Origin of the sequence: Variovorax sp. AB1(2024) (assembly GCF_037482385.2) — a bacterium.
Lineage (GTDB): Bacteria > Pseudomonadota > Gammaproteobacteria > Burkholderiales > Burkholderiaceae_C > Variovorax.
Window position 1 is genome coordinate 972,081 of record NZ_JBBHKP020000001.1, and the last position, 14,730, is coordinate 986,810.

A 14,730-nucleotide genomic window follows, 5' to 3' on the forward strand; every position below is an offset into this window, starting at 1 on the left:
GGGCCGCAGGTGTCGCCCCCTGCAAGGGGGTAGGCGCAGCGACACGAAGTGCGCGAAGCCTGGGGGTGTGCCTATTCACATCCTGCAGCCGCGGGCCGGGTCTGCGAGACCCTTGATGGCCGTGCTCACCAGCTTGTTCTCCTTGCCGTCCACCTTGCGCAGGTAGATGTCCTGCACCGGGTTGTGCGACTTGCTCACGGTGAACGCGCCGCGCGGGCTGTCGATCTTCGCTTTCTCGACCGCGGCGGCGAACTCGGCCTTCTTCGAGATGTCGCCCTTGGTGGCGTTCAGGCCCACGCCCAGCATCTGCGCGGCGTCGTAGCCTTGCACCGCATACACGTCGGGCTGCAGCTTGAACGACTTGGCGTAGGCGGTGCGGAAAGCGTTGTCGCGCGGGGTGTTCAGGCCGTCGGCGTAGTGCAGCGTGGTCAGCATGCCTTGCGCCGAGTCGCCCTGCGCGTCGAGCGTGCCGTCGGTCAGGAAGCCGGGGCCGTACAGCGGAATGGTCTTGTTCAGGCCGGCGGCCTGGTAGTCCTTGACGAACTTCACCGCGCCGCCGCCCGCGAAGAAGGCGTACACCGCATCGGGCTTGGCCGCCGCGATCTCGGTCAGCAGCGCCTGGAACTCGACGTTGGGGAAGGGCAGCGTGAGCTGCTTGTCGACCTTGCCGCCGTTCTTCTCGAAGCCTTCCTTGAAGCCGTTGACCGACTCGTCGCCGGCCGCGTACTTCCAGGTGATGGTCATCGCCTTCTTCTTGCCCTGCTGCTTGGCCGCCACTTCGCCCATGGCGTAGGCCGGCTGCCAGTTGCTGAACGAGCTGCGGAAGATGTTGGGCGCGCACATCGGGCCGGTCACCGCGTCGGCGCCGGCGTTGGGCACGATCAGCACGGTGCCGCTTTCCTTCGCGGCCTTCGCCATGGCCATGGCCACGCCGGAGTGCACGGTGCCGACGATCACGTCGACGTTGTCGCGCTTGATGAGCTTGTTGACGTTGTCGGTGGCCTTGGCGGGGTCGGACTCGTCGTCGACCTTGAAGTACTCGATCTCGCGGCCCGCGAGCTTGCCGCCTTGCTCGTCCACGTACAGCTTGAAGCCGTTCTCGATGGCCACGCCCAGCGCGGTGTAGGTGCCGCTGTACGGCAGCATCAGGCCGACCTTGAGCTTGCCCGTGCCCTGGGCGCCGGCGGTGCCGCAGAGGGCGGCGGCGAAAGCGAGTGCCGTCAGCGCGAGGCGTGCGGTGCGAATGTTGGTCATGGTGTTTGTCTCCTGTTTTTGGTGATGAAAGAAGCGGTGGCGACGATGACACGATCCGGCTGATCGCGATGCGGGGAATGCCCGCATTCAGGGATTTCGAGCAGCTCGCAACTACCACCGGCGCGCGCCGCGATGCCGCGGATCTGCGCCAGCGTGCCGTATTCGTCGTCGATGCCCTGCACGGCGAGCACGGGGCAGCGGATGGCGCCGAGCTCGGCCTCGATGTTCCAGTCGCGGAATGGCGGATGCAGCCAGATGCGGTTCCAGCCCCAGAAGGCCGAGTCGGCGCTGTCGTGGTAGCGGCCGAGCTTCTTCGGCAGGTCGGTTTCCAGGTAGGCGGTGCGCGCGATCTCGATGTTCGCGATGGTCTTGTCTTCCACGAAGATGTGCGGCGCGAGCACCACCAGGCCTTCGACCTTGTCGGGAAAACGCGAGGCGTACAGCAGCGATATCGAACCGCCGTCGCTGTGGCCGAAGAGCCAGGGCTTTTCGCCATCGAGCTTCAATGCGGCGAAGAGCGCGGGCAGCACTTCGTGCGCCTGGCGGTGCATGAAGTCGACGTCCCAGGTTTCGTCGTCGGCGCGCGGGGTCGAGCGGCCATAGCCGGGGCGCGAGAACACCAGGCCTCGCGCGTTGGCGGCTTCGCAGACTTGCGCGGGGAAGTCCTTCCACATGGCGACGGAGCCGAGGCCTTCGTGGAGGAAGACGATGAGCGGGGCGTCGGTTTTTTCGGGGGCGATCCAGGCGCACTCGATCTGCACGGTGCTGTCGCGCCAGGTGATGGTGGCGAAGGGGGAGGGGCTCATCGCATTGCTCCTTCCCCTTCCGGGGGAAGGCTGGGATGGGGGCGCGCGGCGCAGGCAGAGGCGGGGCTTTTGCGAAGGCCGCTTGCCCCCACCCCAGCCCTCCCCCGGGAGGGGAGGGAGCAAGACAGAAACAGCGCGCCCGTCACGCCTGCTTTTCCTTCTCACGCAACCTGAACCGCTGGATCTTCCCCGTCGCCGTCTTCGGCAACTCGCTCACGAACTCCAGGAAGCGCGGGTACTTGTAAGGCGCGAGGCGTTCCTTCACGAAGGCCTTGAGCTCTTCCTCGCTGGCCGCGGCGCCGTCCTTCAGCACCACGAAGGCCTTGGTCTTCGTCAGCCCTTCGGCGTCTTCCTTGCCGATGACGGCGGCCTCGAGCACCGAGGGGTGCTGCATCAGCGTGGCCTCGACCTCGAATGGCGACACATAGATGCCGCTGACCTTGAGCATGTCGTCGCTGCGCCCGGCATAGGTGAAGTAGCCGTCGGCATCGCGCGTGTACTTGTCGCCGCTCTTGGTCCAGCCGCCCTGGAAGGTCTCGCGCGACTTCTCGCGGTTGGTCCAGTACATCAGCGCGGAGCTGGGGCCGCGGATATAGAGGTCGCCCACCTCGCCGTCGGGCACGGGGCGCCCGTCCTCGCCGCGCAGCTCGACCTCGTAGCCGTCCACCGGCTTGCCGGTGGTGCCGTAGCGGATGTCGCCGGGCCGGTTGGAGATGAAGATGTGCAGCATCTCGGTCGAGCCGATGCCGTCGATGATCTCGCAGCCGAACTGCGCCTTGAAGCGCTGCGCGATCTCTCCTGGCAATGCTTCGCCGGCCGAGGAGCACATGCGCAGCGCCACTGCTTCGCGCGCGGGCAGCTTCGGCGAGGCGAGCATGCCCGCGAAGCCGGTGGGGGCGCCGAAGAACACGGTGGGCTTGTGTTCCACCCAGCGGCGGAAGGTGGCGTCGGGTGTGGGCCGCTCGGCCATCAGCACCACGGTCGCGCCCACCGAGAGCGGGAAGGTCAGCGCATTGCCCAGGCCGTAGGCGAAGTACATCTTGGCGGCCGAGAAGCACACGTCGTCTTCGGTGAGCCCGAGCACCGGCTTGCCGTACAGCTCCGCCGTCCACCACAGGTTGGCGTGCGTGTGCACCGTGCCCTTGGGCTTGCCGGTGGAGCCGGAGGAATACAGCCAGAAGCCCGGGTCGTCGGAGGCCGTGGTCACCGGCGATGCCAGGGGCTCGGCGGCGGCGAGCGCTGCATCGAACTCCTGCGCGTTGTCCGGCAGCGGGCCGGTCGGCTGCGACACCAGCATCGCCTGCACTTCATGCCCGCCGCGTGCCATGGCTTCCTGCAGCGTCGGCAGCAGCGCGCCCGACACCAGCACCGCCTGCGCGCGGCTGTGGTCGAGCATGTAGGCGTAGTCGTCTGGCGTGAGCAGCGTGTTGACGGCGACCGGCACGATGCCCGCATACAGGCAGCCGAGGAAGCTCACCGGCCAGTCGTTGCCGTCGAGCATCAGCAGCAGCACGCGCTCTTCGCGCCGGATGCCGGCGGCCTTGAGCGCGGCGGCCAGCCGGCGCGCGCGTTCCTCGAGCTGGCCGTAGCTCAGCGCGCCGCGGTCGTCGATGTAGGCGGTGCGCGCCGCGCGGCCGCGGTTGAGCGCGAACAGGTGCTCGGCGAAGTTGAATCGTGTGGGCAGGGTCATGTCTTGTCTCCTTCGGCCGTGTGTTCTTGTTCTAGAGGCCGAGCGCGGCGATGACGCCGGGGCTCGCCTGCACCGCGCTGCGGCGGTGATAGAAATCGAGAGCGCGCAGCCCGCCGAGTTCGGCGCCGCCGCCCGCGCGGCCGGGGCCGCCGTGCAGCGACATCGGCATCACGTTGCCGTGGCCGGTGTGGGCCTGCGCCACTTCGGGGGTGATGACGTGCACGCGGCCGTGGCTGGGCGCCACTGCAAGCGCAGCCTGCGCCAGGGCCGCGTCGTCGCTGCCATATAGCGATGTGACCAGCGAGCCCTGGCCGCGGTGCGCGAGCGCGATGCCGTGCGCGAGATCGCGGTAGGGCAGCAGCGTGGCGACGGGGCCGAACACTTCCACGTCGTGCACGCGCTGCGCCGCGTCGGCATCGCGCGCGCCGAGCAGCACGGGGCCGATGCACGCGGCCACGGCCGGATCCGAATCGACCAGCGGCTTGTCGCGGCCGTCGTGCAGCACCGTGGTCTGCGCGGCCAGCGCGTCGAGGCCTTCGCGCACCGCGTTCAGCTGCGCGCGGCTCACCAGCGAGCCCATGCGCACGCTCTCGTTGCGCGGATTGCCGACGGTGATGCCCGCGAGTTTGGCGCCGATGGCTTCGGCCGCCGCGTCGTACAACCCGGCCGGCACCAGGATGCGGCGGATGGCGGTGCATTTCTGGCCCGACTTGACCGTCATCTCGCGCACCACTTCGCGCACCAGCAGGTTGAAGGCTTCGCTGCCGGGTGCGGCGCCGGGCAGCAGCAGGGCGCTGTTGAGGCTGTCGGCCTCGATGTTCACGCGCACCGAGCGCTCGGCCACGGCGGGGTGCGAGCGGATCACCGCGGCCGTCTCGGCCGAGCCGGTGAACGAGGCCACGTCGAAAGGCTGCAGGGCATCCATCAGGCCGGCCGAACTGCCGCAGACGATGGACAGCGCACCGGCGGGCAGCACGCCCGCATCGACCACGTCGCGCACCATGCGCTGCGTGAGCCAGGCAGTGGCGGTGGCCGGCTTCACGATCACCGGCACGCCCGACAGCAGCGCGGGCGCGGCCTTTTCCCACAGGCCCCACGACGGGAAGTTGAAGGCGTTGATGAACAGCGCCACGCCATGCGTCGGCACCTGCAGGTGCTGCGACTGGAACACCGGCTCCTTGCCGAGCTTGACCGCCTCGCCGTCGCGCAGCGCACGCACGTCGCCGAGCGCATTGCCCCACTTCGCATACTGGCCGAGCGTGAAGATCGCGCCGTCGATGTCGACGGCCGAGTCGTTCTTCACCGTGCCGGAGTTGGCGGTGGCGATCTCGTAGTAGGCGTCTCGGTTGGCCTGCAGCACTTTCACGACGGCGGCGAGCAGCTCCGCGCGCTGGCGGTAGGTGAGGGCGCGCAGCGCATTGCCGCCCTGTTCACGTGCAAAGGCAAAGGCGGCGGGCAGGTCGAGGCCGGTGGCGTCGACGCGCGCGAGCTCGGTGCCGAGCACCGGGTCGAACAGCGGCGTGCCTGCGCCCGAGCCGCTTTGCCAGCGGCCGGCGACGTAGTTGGAAAGAAGCTCGGTCATTCGATGGGTCTCAACGTGGGCAGATTCGGGGAACACCGCGGAACCGGCTTTGCCGGGCCGCTGGTGTTGCCCCCGGCGAGGGGGTAGGCGGCCACACGAAGTGGGCAAGCCTGGGGGAGTACTTCATGCGGTGAACTTGATCTGCCCTTCGGGCAAGAGATACAGGACGAGCGCGCGGCCCTGGGCCACGGTCGGGCGATGCGCGGTGCCCGGGCCGTAGACGCACCAGCCGGCGGGCCGCCCGTCGAAGGTGGCGGGGTGGTCGTCGAGCGGCATGATCAGGTCGATCTCGCCGTTGGGATGCGTGTGGTGCGGGCCGGCGATGTCCTGCATGTCGACCACGTCGACCGAGAAGCGGTGCAGCGCGTCTTCGGCCTTGAAGACGCGGCCGTACTTGATGCCGCCGCCTTCGCGCTCGCAGAGCCAGCCTTCGGCCACGCCGCCGATGCAGGCCTGGCGCAGCGCCTCGAAGCTGGCGCTTCCCGCGCCATGGTTGGCGTTGAGCCACTGGTCGAGCGCGCTGTCGAGCGGCTTGCCGGCGATTTCGGCGGTCAGGCCGGCAATCAGCTGGTGAAATGCTTCCTTGCCGGTGGCGGGTGTGTTGCGGTCGGACATCGTGGGGCCTCGAACTTATGAACTACCTTGCAGGAATGCTGCGTGTGCAGTATCTTGCTTGTGGCCGAACAATAAGCATCGAGACAATGAGTGTCAAGCAATATAGTGCATCTATGGTGTTTACCCTGAGCGCGCACAATCCCGGCGAAGAACGAGGAATTGCATGAACGAGCATGTAGACGCGGTGCTGGCCACCGCGCCCGAAAGCGCCGCCGGCGGCAACGGCGCGGCGCCGGCCGGGGAGGCCAAGAATCCGTTGCTGGCGGCATTGGGCGACCGCGTGCGCAACCTGCGCGCGCAACGCGGCCTCACGCGCAAGGCGGTGGCGCTGTCGGCCGACGTGTCGGAGCGGCACCTGGCCAACCTCGAGTACGGCATCGGCAACGCGTCGATCCTGGTGCTGCAGCAGGTGGCGGGAGCGCTGCATTGCTCGCTGGCCGAACTGGTGGGCGACGTCACGACCAGCTCGCCGGAGTGGCTGCTGATCCGCGAGCTGCTGGAGAACCGCAGCGAAGCCGACCTGCGCCGCGTGCGCGTGGCGCTCGGCGAGCTGCTGGGCACCGCCTCCGTCGACCCGGCGCGGCACCGCCGCATCGCGCTGGTGGGCCTGCGCGGTGCGGGCAAGTCGACGCTGGGCCAGATGCTGGCCGAAGACCTGGAGATTCCCTTCATCGAACTGAGCCGCGAGATCGAGAAGCTCGCCGGCTGCAGCGTGCGCGAGATTCACGACCTGTACGGCACCAACGCATACCGCCGCTATGAGCGCCGCGCGCTCGAGGAGGCGGTGCAGATCTACAGCGAGGTGGTGATCGCCACGCCCGGCGGCATCGTCTCGGACCCGGCTACTTTCAACGAACTGCTCGCGCACTGCACCACGGTATGGCTGCAGGCCGCGCCCGAGGAGCACATGGGCCGTGTGGCCGCGCAGGGCGACACCCGCCCGATGGCGGCCAGCAAGGAAGCGATGGAAGACCTGCGCCGCATCCTGAACGGCCGGGCCGCCTTCTATTCGAAGGCCGATCTGTCGGTAGACACCAGCGGCAGGACTTTGTCGCAGAGTTTCCAGGCGCTGCGGGCGGTGGCTCGGCAGTCGATGGGTCTGGGCGCCTGAATCTCCAGGCTCTTGTTCGGGGCGCGCTCACGCCGACGGGGTACCTTGCTCCGCGAATGTCCTCCGCCCTTCGGGCTCCCCCTTTATTTCGCTGCGCAAGGCACCCCGCCGTCGTGAGCGTCCAGAGCACTTGTTGACCAGCCAGCACAAGAGCAGCGCTCGTCGTGCACAGGGCGCCGGGTGCTCCCCGCAGCGAAATAAAGGAGGAGGGCGAAGCCCGGGGGACATTCGCGGAGGGGAGTACCCGGTGGCCTGGGCACGCACCCCGAACCCAACCAGCCCGAAATCTGAAAAAAAGTGCAGCAGGCATTGACTTGCTTCTTTGCATGCAGCATGATGCATGTCATCGGAGCAGTAAAGTGCATTATCTTTCCTGTTCACGGTTTCCGAACACTGCCCCACAGGAGACTTCCGCATGACAGATACCACCACGCTCCAGGCGCCCCCGCGCGTCGACTACCGCACCGAGCCCGGCCAATACCGCCACTGGTCCCTCAGCTTCGACGGCGCCATTGCGCGCCTCGTGCTCGACATCGCGGAAGACGCGGGCATCCGCCCCGGCTACAAGCTCAAGCTCAACAGCTACGACCTGGGCGTGGACATCGAGCTGAACGACGCGCTCAACCGCGTGCGCTTCGAGCATCCTGAAGTGCGCAGCGTCATCGTCACCAGCGGCAAGGACCGCATCTTCTGCTCGGGCGCCAACATCTTCATGCTGGGTGTCTCCAGCCACGCCTGGAAGGTCAACTTCTGCAAGTTCACCAACGAGACGCGCAACGGCATCGAAGACTCGTCGAAGCACTCGGGCCTGAAGTTCCTCGCGGCCGTGAACGGCGCCTGCGCCGGCGGCGGCTACGAACTGGCGCTGGCCTGCGACGAGATCCTGCTGGTGGACGACCGCTCCTCCGCCGTGTCGCTGCCCGAGGTGCCGCTGCTCGGCGTGCTGCCCGGCACCGGCGGCCTGACCCGCGTGACCGACAAGCGCCATGTGCGCCATGACCTCGCCGACATCTTCTGCACCAGCGTCGAAGGCGTGCGCGGCCAGCGCGCGGTCGACTGGCGCCTGGTCGATGCCGTGGCCAAGCCCGCGCAGTTCGCGGCCGCCGTGCAGGACCGTGCTTCGCAGCTCGCCGCGGGCAGCGACCGCCCCGCCGGCGGCAAGGGTGTGGCCCTGACCCGCCTCGAACGCACCGACAGCGCCGACGGCATTGCCTATTCGCACGTCAACGTGCAGATCGACCGCAGCAAGCGCACCGCCACCATCACGGTGAAGGCGCCGACCGGCACGCAGCCGGCCGACGTGGCAGCCATCGAAGCGGCGGGCGCCGCCTGGTGGCCGCTGGCGATGTGCCGCGAACTCGACGACGCCATCCTCAACCTGCGCACGAACGAACTCGACGTCGGCACCTGGTTGCTCAAGACCGAGGGCGACGCCGCCGCGGTGCTCGCGTCGGACGCGGTGATGTTCGCCAACAAGGACCACTGGCTGGTGCGCGAAACCATCGGCGCGCTGCGCCGCACGCTGGCGCGCCTGGACGTGTCGTCGCGCAGCCTGTTCGCGCTGGTCGAAGCCGGTTCCTGCTTCGCCGGCACGCTGGCCGAACTGGCCTTTGCCGCCGACCGCACCTACATGCTCGCGCTGCCCGACGACGCCGAGCGCGCGCCCAAGCTCACACTGGGCGAATTCAACTTCGGCTTCTTCCCGATGGTGAACGACCAGAGCCGCCTGCAGCGCCGCTTCTATGAAGAGGCCACGCCGCTCGAAGCCGCCCGCGCCGCAGCCGGCAAGCCGCTCGATGCCGACGAGGCCCTGAAGCTCGGTCTGGTCACTGCCGCGCCCGACGACATCGACTGGGACGACGAGATCCGCATCGCCATCGAGGAGCGCGCCGCCATGTCGCCCGATGCGCTCACCGGCCTCGAAGCCAACCTGCGCTTCGCGAGCAAGGAGAACATGGCCACCCGCATCTTCGGCCGGCTCACCGCCTGGCAGAACTGGATCTTCAACCGCCCCAACGCCGTCGGCGAAAAGGGCGCGCTGAAGGTCTACGGCACCGGCCAGAAGGCCGGCTTCGACATGAATCGCGTCTGATAGCGCAGTCCGTACAACCCAAGGAACAACGATGAGCACGATCAACTACAGCGAGAAGATCCCCAACAACGTCAACCTCGGCGAAGACCGCACGCTGCAGCGCGCGCTCGAAGGCTGGCAGCCCAACTTCATCAACTGGTGGGACGACGTGGGCCCCGAGGGCTCGACCAACCACGAGGTGTACCTGCGCACGGCCGTGAGCGTCGATCCGCAGGGCTGGGCCCAGTTCGGCCACGTGAAGATGCGCGACTACCGCTGGGGCATCTTCCTGAACCCGGGCGACGCCAACCGCGAGATCCACTTCGGCGACCACAAGGGCGAGAAGGCCTGGCAGGACGTGCCCGGCGAGCACCGCGCCAACCTGCGCCGCATCATCGTGACGCAGGGCGACACCGAGCCGGCATCGGTCGAGCAGCAGCGCCACCTGGGCCTGACCGCGCCCAGCATGTACGACCTGCGCAACCTGTTCCAGATCAACGTGGAAGAAGGCCGCCACCTGTGGGCCATGGTCTACCTGCTGCAGAAGCACTTCGGCCGCGACGGCCGCGAAGAGGCCGACGCGCTGCTGCAGCGCACCTCGGGTGACGACAACAACCCGCGCATCCTGGGCGCCTTCAACGAGAAGACGCCCGACTGGCTCGCGTTCTTCATGTTCACCTACTTCACCGACCGCGACGGCAAGTTCCAGCTGGCCGCGCTGGCCGAGAGCGCGTTCGACCCGCTCGCGCGCACCACGAAGTTCATGCTGACCGAAGAGGCGCACCACATGTTCGTGGGCGAGAGCGGCGTGTCGCGCGTCATCGCGCGCACCGCGCAGGTCATGAACGAGCTGAAGACCGACGACGCGCAGAAGGTGCGCGCGGCCGGCGCTATCGACCTGGGCACCATCCAGCGCTACCTGAACTTCCACTACAGCGTGACCATCGACCTGTTCGGCGCCGACCAGTCGAGCAATGCCGCCATCTTCTACAGCTCGGGCCTCAAGGGCCGCTATGAAGAAGGCAAGCGCGACGACGACCACGTGCTCAAGGGCCAGACCTACAAGGTGCTGGAAGTGAAGGACGGCCAGCTCGTCGAGAAGGACGTGCCGATGCTCAACGCGCTGAACGAGGTGCTGCGCGACGACTTCATCAAGGATTCGGTGGCCGGCGTGAACCGCTGGAACAAGGTGCTCGAGAAGGCCGGCATCCCGACCCGCCTGAGCGTGCCGCACAAGGCTTTCAACCGCCAGATCGGCGCGCTCGCGGGCATCAAGATGTCGCCGGACGGCCGCGTGGTGAACGAGGTGGAATGGGCCGCCAAGCGCGACGAATGGCTGCCGAGTTCCGAAGACTTCGCTTTCGTGGCATCGTTGATGGGCCGCGTGGTGGAGCCGGGCAAGTTCGCAGGCTGGATCTCCCCGCCGGTGATGGGCATCAACCGGCAGCCGGTGGATTTCGAGTACGTGCGTTTCGGTTGATCGAGGTATTTCGGTATTGCTCCTTCCTCCTCTGGGGGAAGGCTGGGATGGGGGCCAGCGGCGCGACTACGACAAGCGCCGCAAGCCCCCACCCGACCCTCCCCCGAAAGGGGAGGGCTTTCAGGAGAGAACAACATGGACATGGCCGTTGAAGCCGGAGTCATCAAGCAGCACCTGATCGACCCCGAGATCTGCATCCGCTGCAACACCTGCGAGGCCATCTGCCCCGTGAACGCGATCACGCACGACGACAACAACTACGTCGTGCGCGCGGACACCTGCAACGGCTGCATGGCGTGCATCTCGCCGTGCCCGACGGGCTCGATCGACAACTGGCGCACCATGCCGGTGGTGCGCGCCTATTCGATCGAGGAACAGTTCACCTGGGAGTCGCTTCCCGACGAACTTTCCCCTGAGGAGCTCGAAGCCGCAGGCGTGTCCGCCGATGCGGCCGGCGACCCCGCCGCCGCGTTGCCCGCGCAGACGCAGGCCCAGGCGGCCGTCGAGTCGGTGGAGCCGGTCTTCAATTCGGCGCAGTACGGCGCCAGCGTGCCGCCCTGGTCGGCCGCGCATGCGTACACCAACCTGTTCCCGCCGAAGACCCCGACGACCGCCACCGTGGTCGGCAACTTCAACTGCACCGAGGCGGGCTTCGACAGCGAGACCCACCACATCGTGCTGGACTTCGGCGTGGTGCCGTTCCCGGTGCTCGAAGGCCAGTCGATCGGCATCGTGCCGCCGGGCATCGACGCCATCGGCAAGCGCCACCATGCGCGCCAGTATTCGGTGGCCAGCCCGCGCAACGGCGAGCGGCCCGGCTACAACAACGTGTCGCTCACCGTGAAGCGCGTGACCGAAGACCACGAAGGCGAACCGGTGCGCGGCGTGTGCTCCAACTACGTGTGCGACCTGAAGGTGGGCGACACGGTGCAGGTGGTCGGGCCCTTCGGCTCGTCCTTCCTGATGCCGAACCACCCCAAGTCGCACATCGTGATGATCTGCACCGGCACCGGCAGCGCGCCCATGCGCGCCATGACCGAGTGGCGTCGCCGGCTGCGCAAGAGCGGCAAGTTCGAGGGCGGCAAGCTTATGCTGTTCTTCGGCGCGCGCACGCAGCAGGAGCTGCCGTACTTCGGCCCGCTGCAGTCGCTGCCCAAGGACTTCATCGACATCAACCTGGCGTTCTCGCGCACGCCGGGCCAACCCAAGCGCTACGTGCAGGACCTGATGCGCGAGCGCGCCGCCGACCTGGCCGCGTTGCTGAAGGACGGTGCCAGCCACTTCTACGTGTGCGGCCTGAAGAGCATGGAAGAGGGCGTGGTGCTGGCACTGCGCGACGTGGCGAAGGAAGCGGGGCTTGACTGGGACACCGTCGGCGCCGCCTTGAAGCGCGAAGGCCGCCTGCACCTCGAAACCTACTAAGCTGCGGCGGATGCAGTTCGCCGACTTCCATGCGGGCCAGGTCATCGAGGCCGGGCCCTATGTGCTCACCGAAGCCGAACTCGTGCAGTTCGCGCGGGCCTACGATCCGCAGTGGTTTCACACAGACGCCGAAGCCGCCGCAGAAAGCCCTTTCGGCGGGCTGATCGCGAGCGGTTGGCACACCTGCTCCATCGCGATGCGGCTGGTGGTCGACGCGGTGCTGGCGGGCTCGGAGTCTTTCGCATCGCCAGGGCTCGAGCGCGTGCGCTGGCCCAACCCCGTGCGGCCCGGTGACGCGCTTCGGCTGGTGGCCGACGTGATCGAGGCGCGCCGCTCCGAGAAGCGGCCCACGCTCGGCATCCTGCGCTGGCGCTGGCGGCTGTTCAACCAGCGCGAGATGCTGGTGCTTGATGTGGAAGTCACCAGCCTGTTCAGGCTGAAGCCGATCGACTGAGGTTTTCTACAGACGAACAAAAAGGCCCGCCGCGCAATCAAGCGCCGCGGGCCTTCCACTTCGGGTGGCTCTGGCTTACCTTACTTCTTGAGGTCGACCGCGCCCGAACCCTGGGCCTTGCCGTTCGCCTTCACGCCCGCCGCGGGCGCCTTCACTGCACTGCCGGCCGAGCCCACGGCGCCGGTCGCGCCATTGAGCGTGCCGCCCACGGTGTTGGTCACACCGCCCACCGCGTTCGTGGCACCGCCGACAGCGCCCGTTGCACCGCCCAGCACGCCACCCACGGCATTGCCCGCACCGCCTGCCGTGCTCCCGGCATTGGCCTTCGCTCCTGTATTGGCGCCGGCAGCTGTGCCAGCGTTGCCGCCTGTGCCTGAACCGGATGCGTTCACGTCGGCATTGACGCCCACGCCGACCCCGACGCCTTGCGCCTGGGCCGTTCCGCCGATGGCCAGCAGGCCTGCGAGCACGGCGCCGATGAGGATGCGGTTGTGTTGTTGTTGCTTCATGGGTGACTGTTCCTTTCGTAGCATGGTCACGAATCAAGGAGCGACCGAGGTTCGATCGATCCGGGTGCAACCATGGCCGGGCCGTCGTCTGTCGCCATGTGCGCCACAGTCGCCCACGCGTGTGGGACATGGCTGTCGGCGGGATCGGGGGCTCGAACGTTTGCGCGGCGCCCCAAGACCCCAGGGCTCGTCATGTTAAAAACACGCAACTCATAATGTTGCATGAAAAGAGACAGCAAGCTTTCAGGCGTTCTCCATGTGCTGCTGCACATGGCCGAGATGGAGGGGCCGGTCACCTCCGAGTTGCTCGCGGTCGCGATGCACACCAACCCGGTCGTCATCCGCCGGCTCATGGCCGGCCTGCGGCAAGCGGGTTTCGTGAGTTCGGCCAAGGGGCACGGCGGCGGGTGGGTGCTGTCTTGCTCGCTCTCGGCGGTCACGCTGGGCGACGTGCACAACGCCGTCGGCGCGCCTGCGCTGCTGGCCGTGGGCAACCGCACAGAGAGCCCGGGCTGCATTGTCGAGCAGGCGGTGAATGCCGCGCTCGACGGCGTGTGCGATGAGGCCGAGGCGCTGCTGCTCAGGCGTTTCAACAGCATCACGCTGGCCGATCTTTCCAGGGACTTTCATCGCCGCATGACGGGCGGCGGCTTCACTTCAAAGGACATTGAACATGCGCTATGACGTTCTGGTGGTGGGCGGCAGCTTTGCCGGCCTTTCCGCCGCGATGCAACTGGCCCGCGCACGCAGGAAGGTATGCGTGGTCGACGCGGGCGCGCCGCGCAACCGCTTTGCCGCTGCGTCGCACGGCTTCTTCGGGCAGGACGGCACGCCGCCGCTGAAGATGGTCGCCGATGCGCGCGCGAAATTGCTCGCGTATCCGTCGGTCGATTTTGTTCAGGGCAGCGTGGCGGCCGCCGAGGCCGACGACTCCGGCGGCTTCACCGTGTCTGTGGCCGACGGCGCGCAGCTGTCGACCCGCAAGCTGCTGCTGTCGTTCGGCGTGCAGGACGGACTGCCCGACATTCCCGGAATCGGCCAGCGCTGGGGCAAGAGCGTGCTGCACTGTCCTTACTGCCACGGCTACGAGTTCGGCGAGCGCCAGCTGGGCCTGCTGTTCCACGCCGGCGGCCCGCCGGACCATGCATTGCTGATCGCCGAATGGGGTCCGACCACGCTCTTCCTGAACGGCAGCAAGGGCCCCGATGCGGAGGTTCGCGCCAGGCTGCAGTCGCGCGGCGTGACTGTCGAGCCGGGGCGTATTGCCGGGCTGGAAGGCGAGGCGACGGGCCTGGCCGGCGTGCGCCTCGAAGACGGCAGGCTCGTGCCGGTCGAGGCGCTGTTCGTGGCGCCGCACACGCGGCCTGCCAGCCCGCTGGCCGAACAGCTCGGCTGCGCCTTCGACGACGGCCCGATGGGCCAGGTGCTGCGCGTCGATGCCATGAAGATGTCGACGGTGCCCGGCGTCTACGCGGCGGGCGATCTTGCGATGGCGTTTTCCAACGCCACGCTGGCGTCTGCGGACGGGTTGATGGCCGGCGTGTCGATGCACCGGTCGCTGGTGTTCGGGGCCTGAAAGAACTTTTTTCCCGGATTCGGAAAAACCCGTCGAAAATCACCCTATAATCTGAGGCTCGACGCGGGAGTAGCTCAGTTGGTAGAGCGCAACCTTGCCAAGGTTGAGGTCGAGAGTTCGAGACTCTTCTCCCGCTCCAACATTGCCGAAAAAGGCCACC

13 protein-coding genes and 1 tRNA gene are annotated in these 14,730 nt (G+C 67.6%); 8 read left to right on the forward strand and 6 right to left on the reverse strand.

The genetic code is table 11. The annotated features are described in order from the left end of the window. Positions 1 to 75: 75 nt before the first annotated feature. From WIX39_RS04735 to WIX39_RS04755, 5 genes are all read right to left on the reverse strand, one after another. Positions 76 to 1,254 carry an ABC transporter substrate-binding protein gene (locus tag WIX39_RS04735; protein WP_106936233.1) on the reverse strand — a complete coding sequence of 393 codons (1,179 nt, stop codon included), beginning with the start codon at positions 1,252 to 1,254 and terminating at the stop codon, positions 76 to 78. Further along, positions 1,251 to 2,060: an alpha/beta fold hydrolase gene (locus WIX39_RS04740; protein WP_106936232.1), complete on the reverse strand. Its 810-nt coding sequence runs from the start codon at positions 2,058 to 2,060 to the stop codon at positions 1,251 to 1,253. The genes WIX39_RS04735 and WIX39_RS04740 overlap by 4 nt, the downstream gene beginning before the upstream one ends. Positions 2,061 to 2,202: 142 nt before the next feature. Then, positions 2,203 to 3,750, reverse strand: a complete 1,548-nt coding sequence (locus WIX39_RS04745; RefSeq protein ID WP_081267309.1) for a benzoate-CoA ligase family protein — start codon at positions 3,748 to 3,750, stop codon at positions 2,203 to 2,205. Between the two features lie 31 nt (positions 3,751 to 3,781). Beyond that, positions 3,782 to 5,332, reverse strand: a complete 1,551-nt coding sequence (locus WIX39_RS04750; RefSeq protein WP_106936231.1) for a 3,4-dehydroadipyl-CoA semialdehyde dehydrogenase — start codon at positions 5,330 to 5,332, stop codon at positions 3,782 to 3,784. 123 nt (positions 5,333 to 5,455) lie between these two features. After that, on the reverse strand, positions 5,456 to 5,947 hold the full coding sequence (locus WIX39_RS04755; RefSeq protein WP_106936230.1) for a DUF4863 family protein: 492 nt from the start codon (positions 5,945 to 5,947) through the stop codon (positions 5,456 to 5,458). 163 nt (positions 5,948 to 6,110) lie between these two features. Here WIX39_RS04755 and WIX39_RS04760 point away from each other — a divergent pair, with 163 nt between their 5' ends. The 5 genes from WIX39_RS04760 (at position 6,111) to WIX39_RS04780 (ending at position 12,485) form a co-directional block, all read left to right on the forward strand. Then, positions 6,111 to 7,058 carry a helix-turn-helix transcriptional regulator gene (locus WIX39_RS04760; RefSeq protein ID WP_081267312.1) on the forward strand — a complete coding sequence of 316 codons (948 nt, stop codon included), beginning with the start codon at positions 6,111 to 6,113 and terminating at the stop codon, positions 7,056 to 7,058. A 415-nt stretch (positions 7,059 to 7,473) separates the two neighbouring features. Beyond that, entirely contained in the window at positions 7,474 to 9,150 is a 1,677-nt protein-coding gene (boxC, locus tag WIX39_RS04765) for a 2,3-epoxybenzoyl-CoA dihydrolase (RefSeq protein ID WP_106936229.1), read from the forward strand. Between the two features lie 31 nt (positions 9,151 to 9,181). Further along, the gene (gene boxB / locus WIX39_RS04770; RefSeq protein WP_106936228.1) at positions 9,182 to 10,609 is read left to right on the forward strand and encodes a benzoyl-CoA 2,3-epoxidase subunit BoxB; all 1,428 of its coding nucleotides are present in this window, start codon (positions 9,182 to 9,184) and stop codon (positions 10,607 to 10,609) included. Between the two features lie 135 nt (positions 10,610 to 10,744). Beyond that, a complete protein-coding gene (boxA, locus tag WIX39_RS04775) occupies positions 10,745 to 12,031 on the forward strand; it encodes a benzoyl-CoA 2,3-epoxidase subunit BoxA (protein ID WP_106936227.1) in 1,287 nt (428 codons plus the stop codon). Positions 12,032 to 12,041: 10 nt separating this feature from the next. Beyond that, positions 12,042 to 12,485 (forward strand): MaoC family dehydratase, encoded by a 444-nt coding sequence (locus tag WIX39_RS04780; RefSeq protein ID WP_409194594.1) that lies wholly within the window; start codon positions 12,042 to 12,044, stop codon positions 12,483 to 12,485. A gap of 80 nt (positions 12,486 to 12,565) precedes the next feature. On the opposite strand, the gene WIX39_RS04785 is transcribed toward WIX39_RS04780, so the two are convergent. Further along, entirely contained in the window at positions 12,566 to 12,994 is a 429-nt protein-coding gene (locus tag WIX39_RS04785; protein WP_409194595.1) for an adhesin, read from the reverse strand. Between the two features lie 222 nt (positions 12,995 to 13,216). On the opposite strand from WIX39_RS04785, the gene WIX39_RS04790 reads away from it, so the two are divergent. From WIX39_RS04790 to WIX39_RS04800, 3 genes are all read left to right on the forward strand, one after another. Further along, complete coding sequence (locus WIX39_RS04790; protein WP_409194596.1) at positions 13,217 to 13,678, forward strand: RrF2 family transcriptional regulator; 462 nt, start codon at positions 13,217 to 13,219, stop codon at positions 13,676 to 13,678. Further along, entirely contained in the window at positions 13,668 to 14,570 is a 903-nt protein-coding gene (locus tag WIX39_RS04795) for an NAD(P)/FAD-dependent oxidoreductase (RefSeq protein WP_409194597.1), read from the forward strand. The genes WIX39_RS04790 and WIX39_RS04795 overlap by 11 nt, the downstream gene beginning before the upstream one ends. A gap of 63 nt (positions 14,571 to 14,633) precedes the next feature. Beyond that, positions 14,634 to 14,709: transfer RNA gene (locus WIX39_RS04800), tRNA-Gly, on the forward strand. Positions 14,710 to 14,730: the final 21 nt, after the last annotated feature.

Bases quoted from the DNA above. Each gene is read 5' to 3' on its own strand.
- WIX39_RS04735 (WP_106936233.1), bottom strand. From the start codon at position 1,254: ATGACCAACATTCGCACCGCACGCCTCGCGCTGACGGCACTCGCTTTC.
- WIX39_RS04740 (WP_106936232.1), bottom strand. From the start codon at position 2,060: ATGAGCCCCTCCCCCTTCGCCACCATCACCTGGCGCGACAGCACCGTG.
- WIX39_RS04745 (WP_081267309.1), bottom strand. From the start codon at position 3,750: ATGACCCTGCCCACACGATTCAACTTCGCCGAGCACCTGTTCGCGCTC.
- WIX39_RS04750 (WP_106936231.1), bottom strand. From the start codon at position 5,332: ATGACCGAGCTTCTTTCCAACTACGTCGCCGGCCGCTGGCAAAGCGGC.
- WIX39_RS04755 (WP_106936230.1), bottom strand. From the start codon at position 5,947: ATGTCCGACCGCAACACACCCGCCACCGGCAAGGAAGCATTTCACCAG.
- WIX39_RS04760 (WP_081267312.1), top strand. From the start codon at position 6,111: ATGAACGAGCATGTAGACGCGGTGCTGGCCACCGCGCCCGAAAGCGCC.
- boxC (WP_106936229.1), top strand. From the start codon at position 7,474: ATGACAGATACCACCACGCTCCAGGCGCCCCCGCGCGTCGACTACCGC.
- boxB (WP_106936228.1), top strand. From the start codon at position 9,182: ATGAGCACGATCAACTACAGCGAGAAGATCCCCAACAACGTCAACCTC.
- boxA (WP_106936227.1), top strand. From the start codon at position 10,745: ATGGACATGGCCGTTGAAGCCGGAGTCATCAAGCAGCACCTGATCGAC.
- WIX39_RS04780 (WP_409194594.1), top strand. From the start codon at position 12,042: ATGCAGTTCGCCGACTTCCATGCGGGCCAGGTCATCGAGGCCGGGCCC.
- WIX39_RS04785 (WP_409194595.1), bottom strand. From the start codon at position 12,994: ATGAAGCAACAACAACACAACCGCATCCTCATCGGCGCCGTGCTCGCA.
- WIX39_RS04790 (WP_409194596.1), top strand. From the start codon at position 13,217: ATGAAAAGAGACAGCAAGCTTTCAGGCGTTCTCCATGTGCTGCTGCAC.
- WIX39_RS04795 (WP_409194597.1), top strand. From the start codon at position 13,668: ATGCGCTATGACGTTCTGGTGGTGGGCGGCAGCTTTGCCGGCCTTTCC.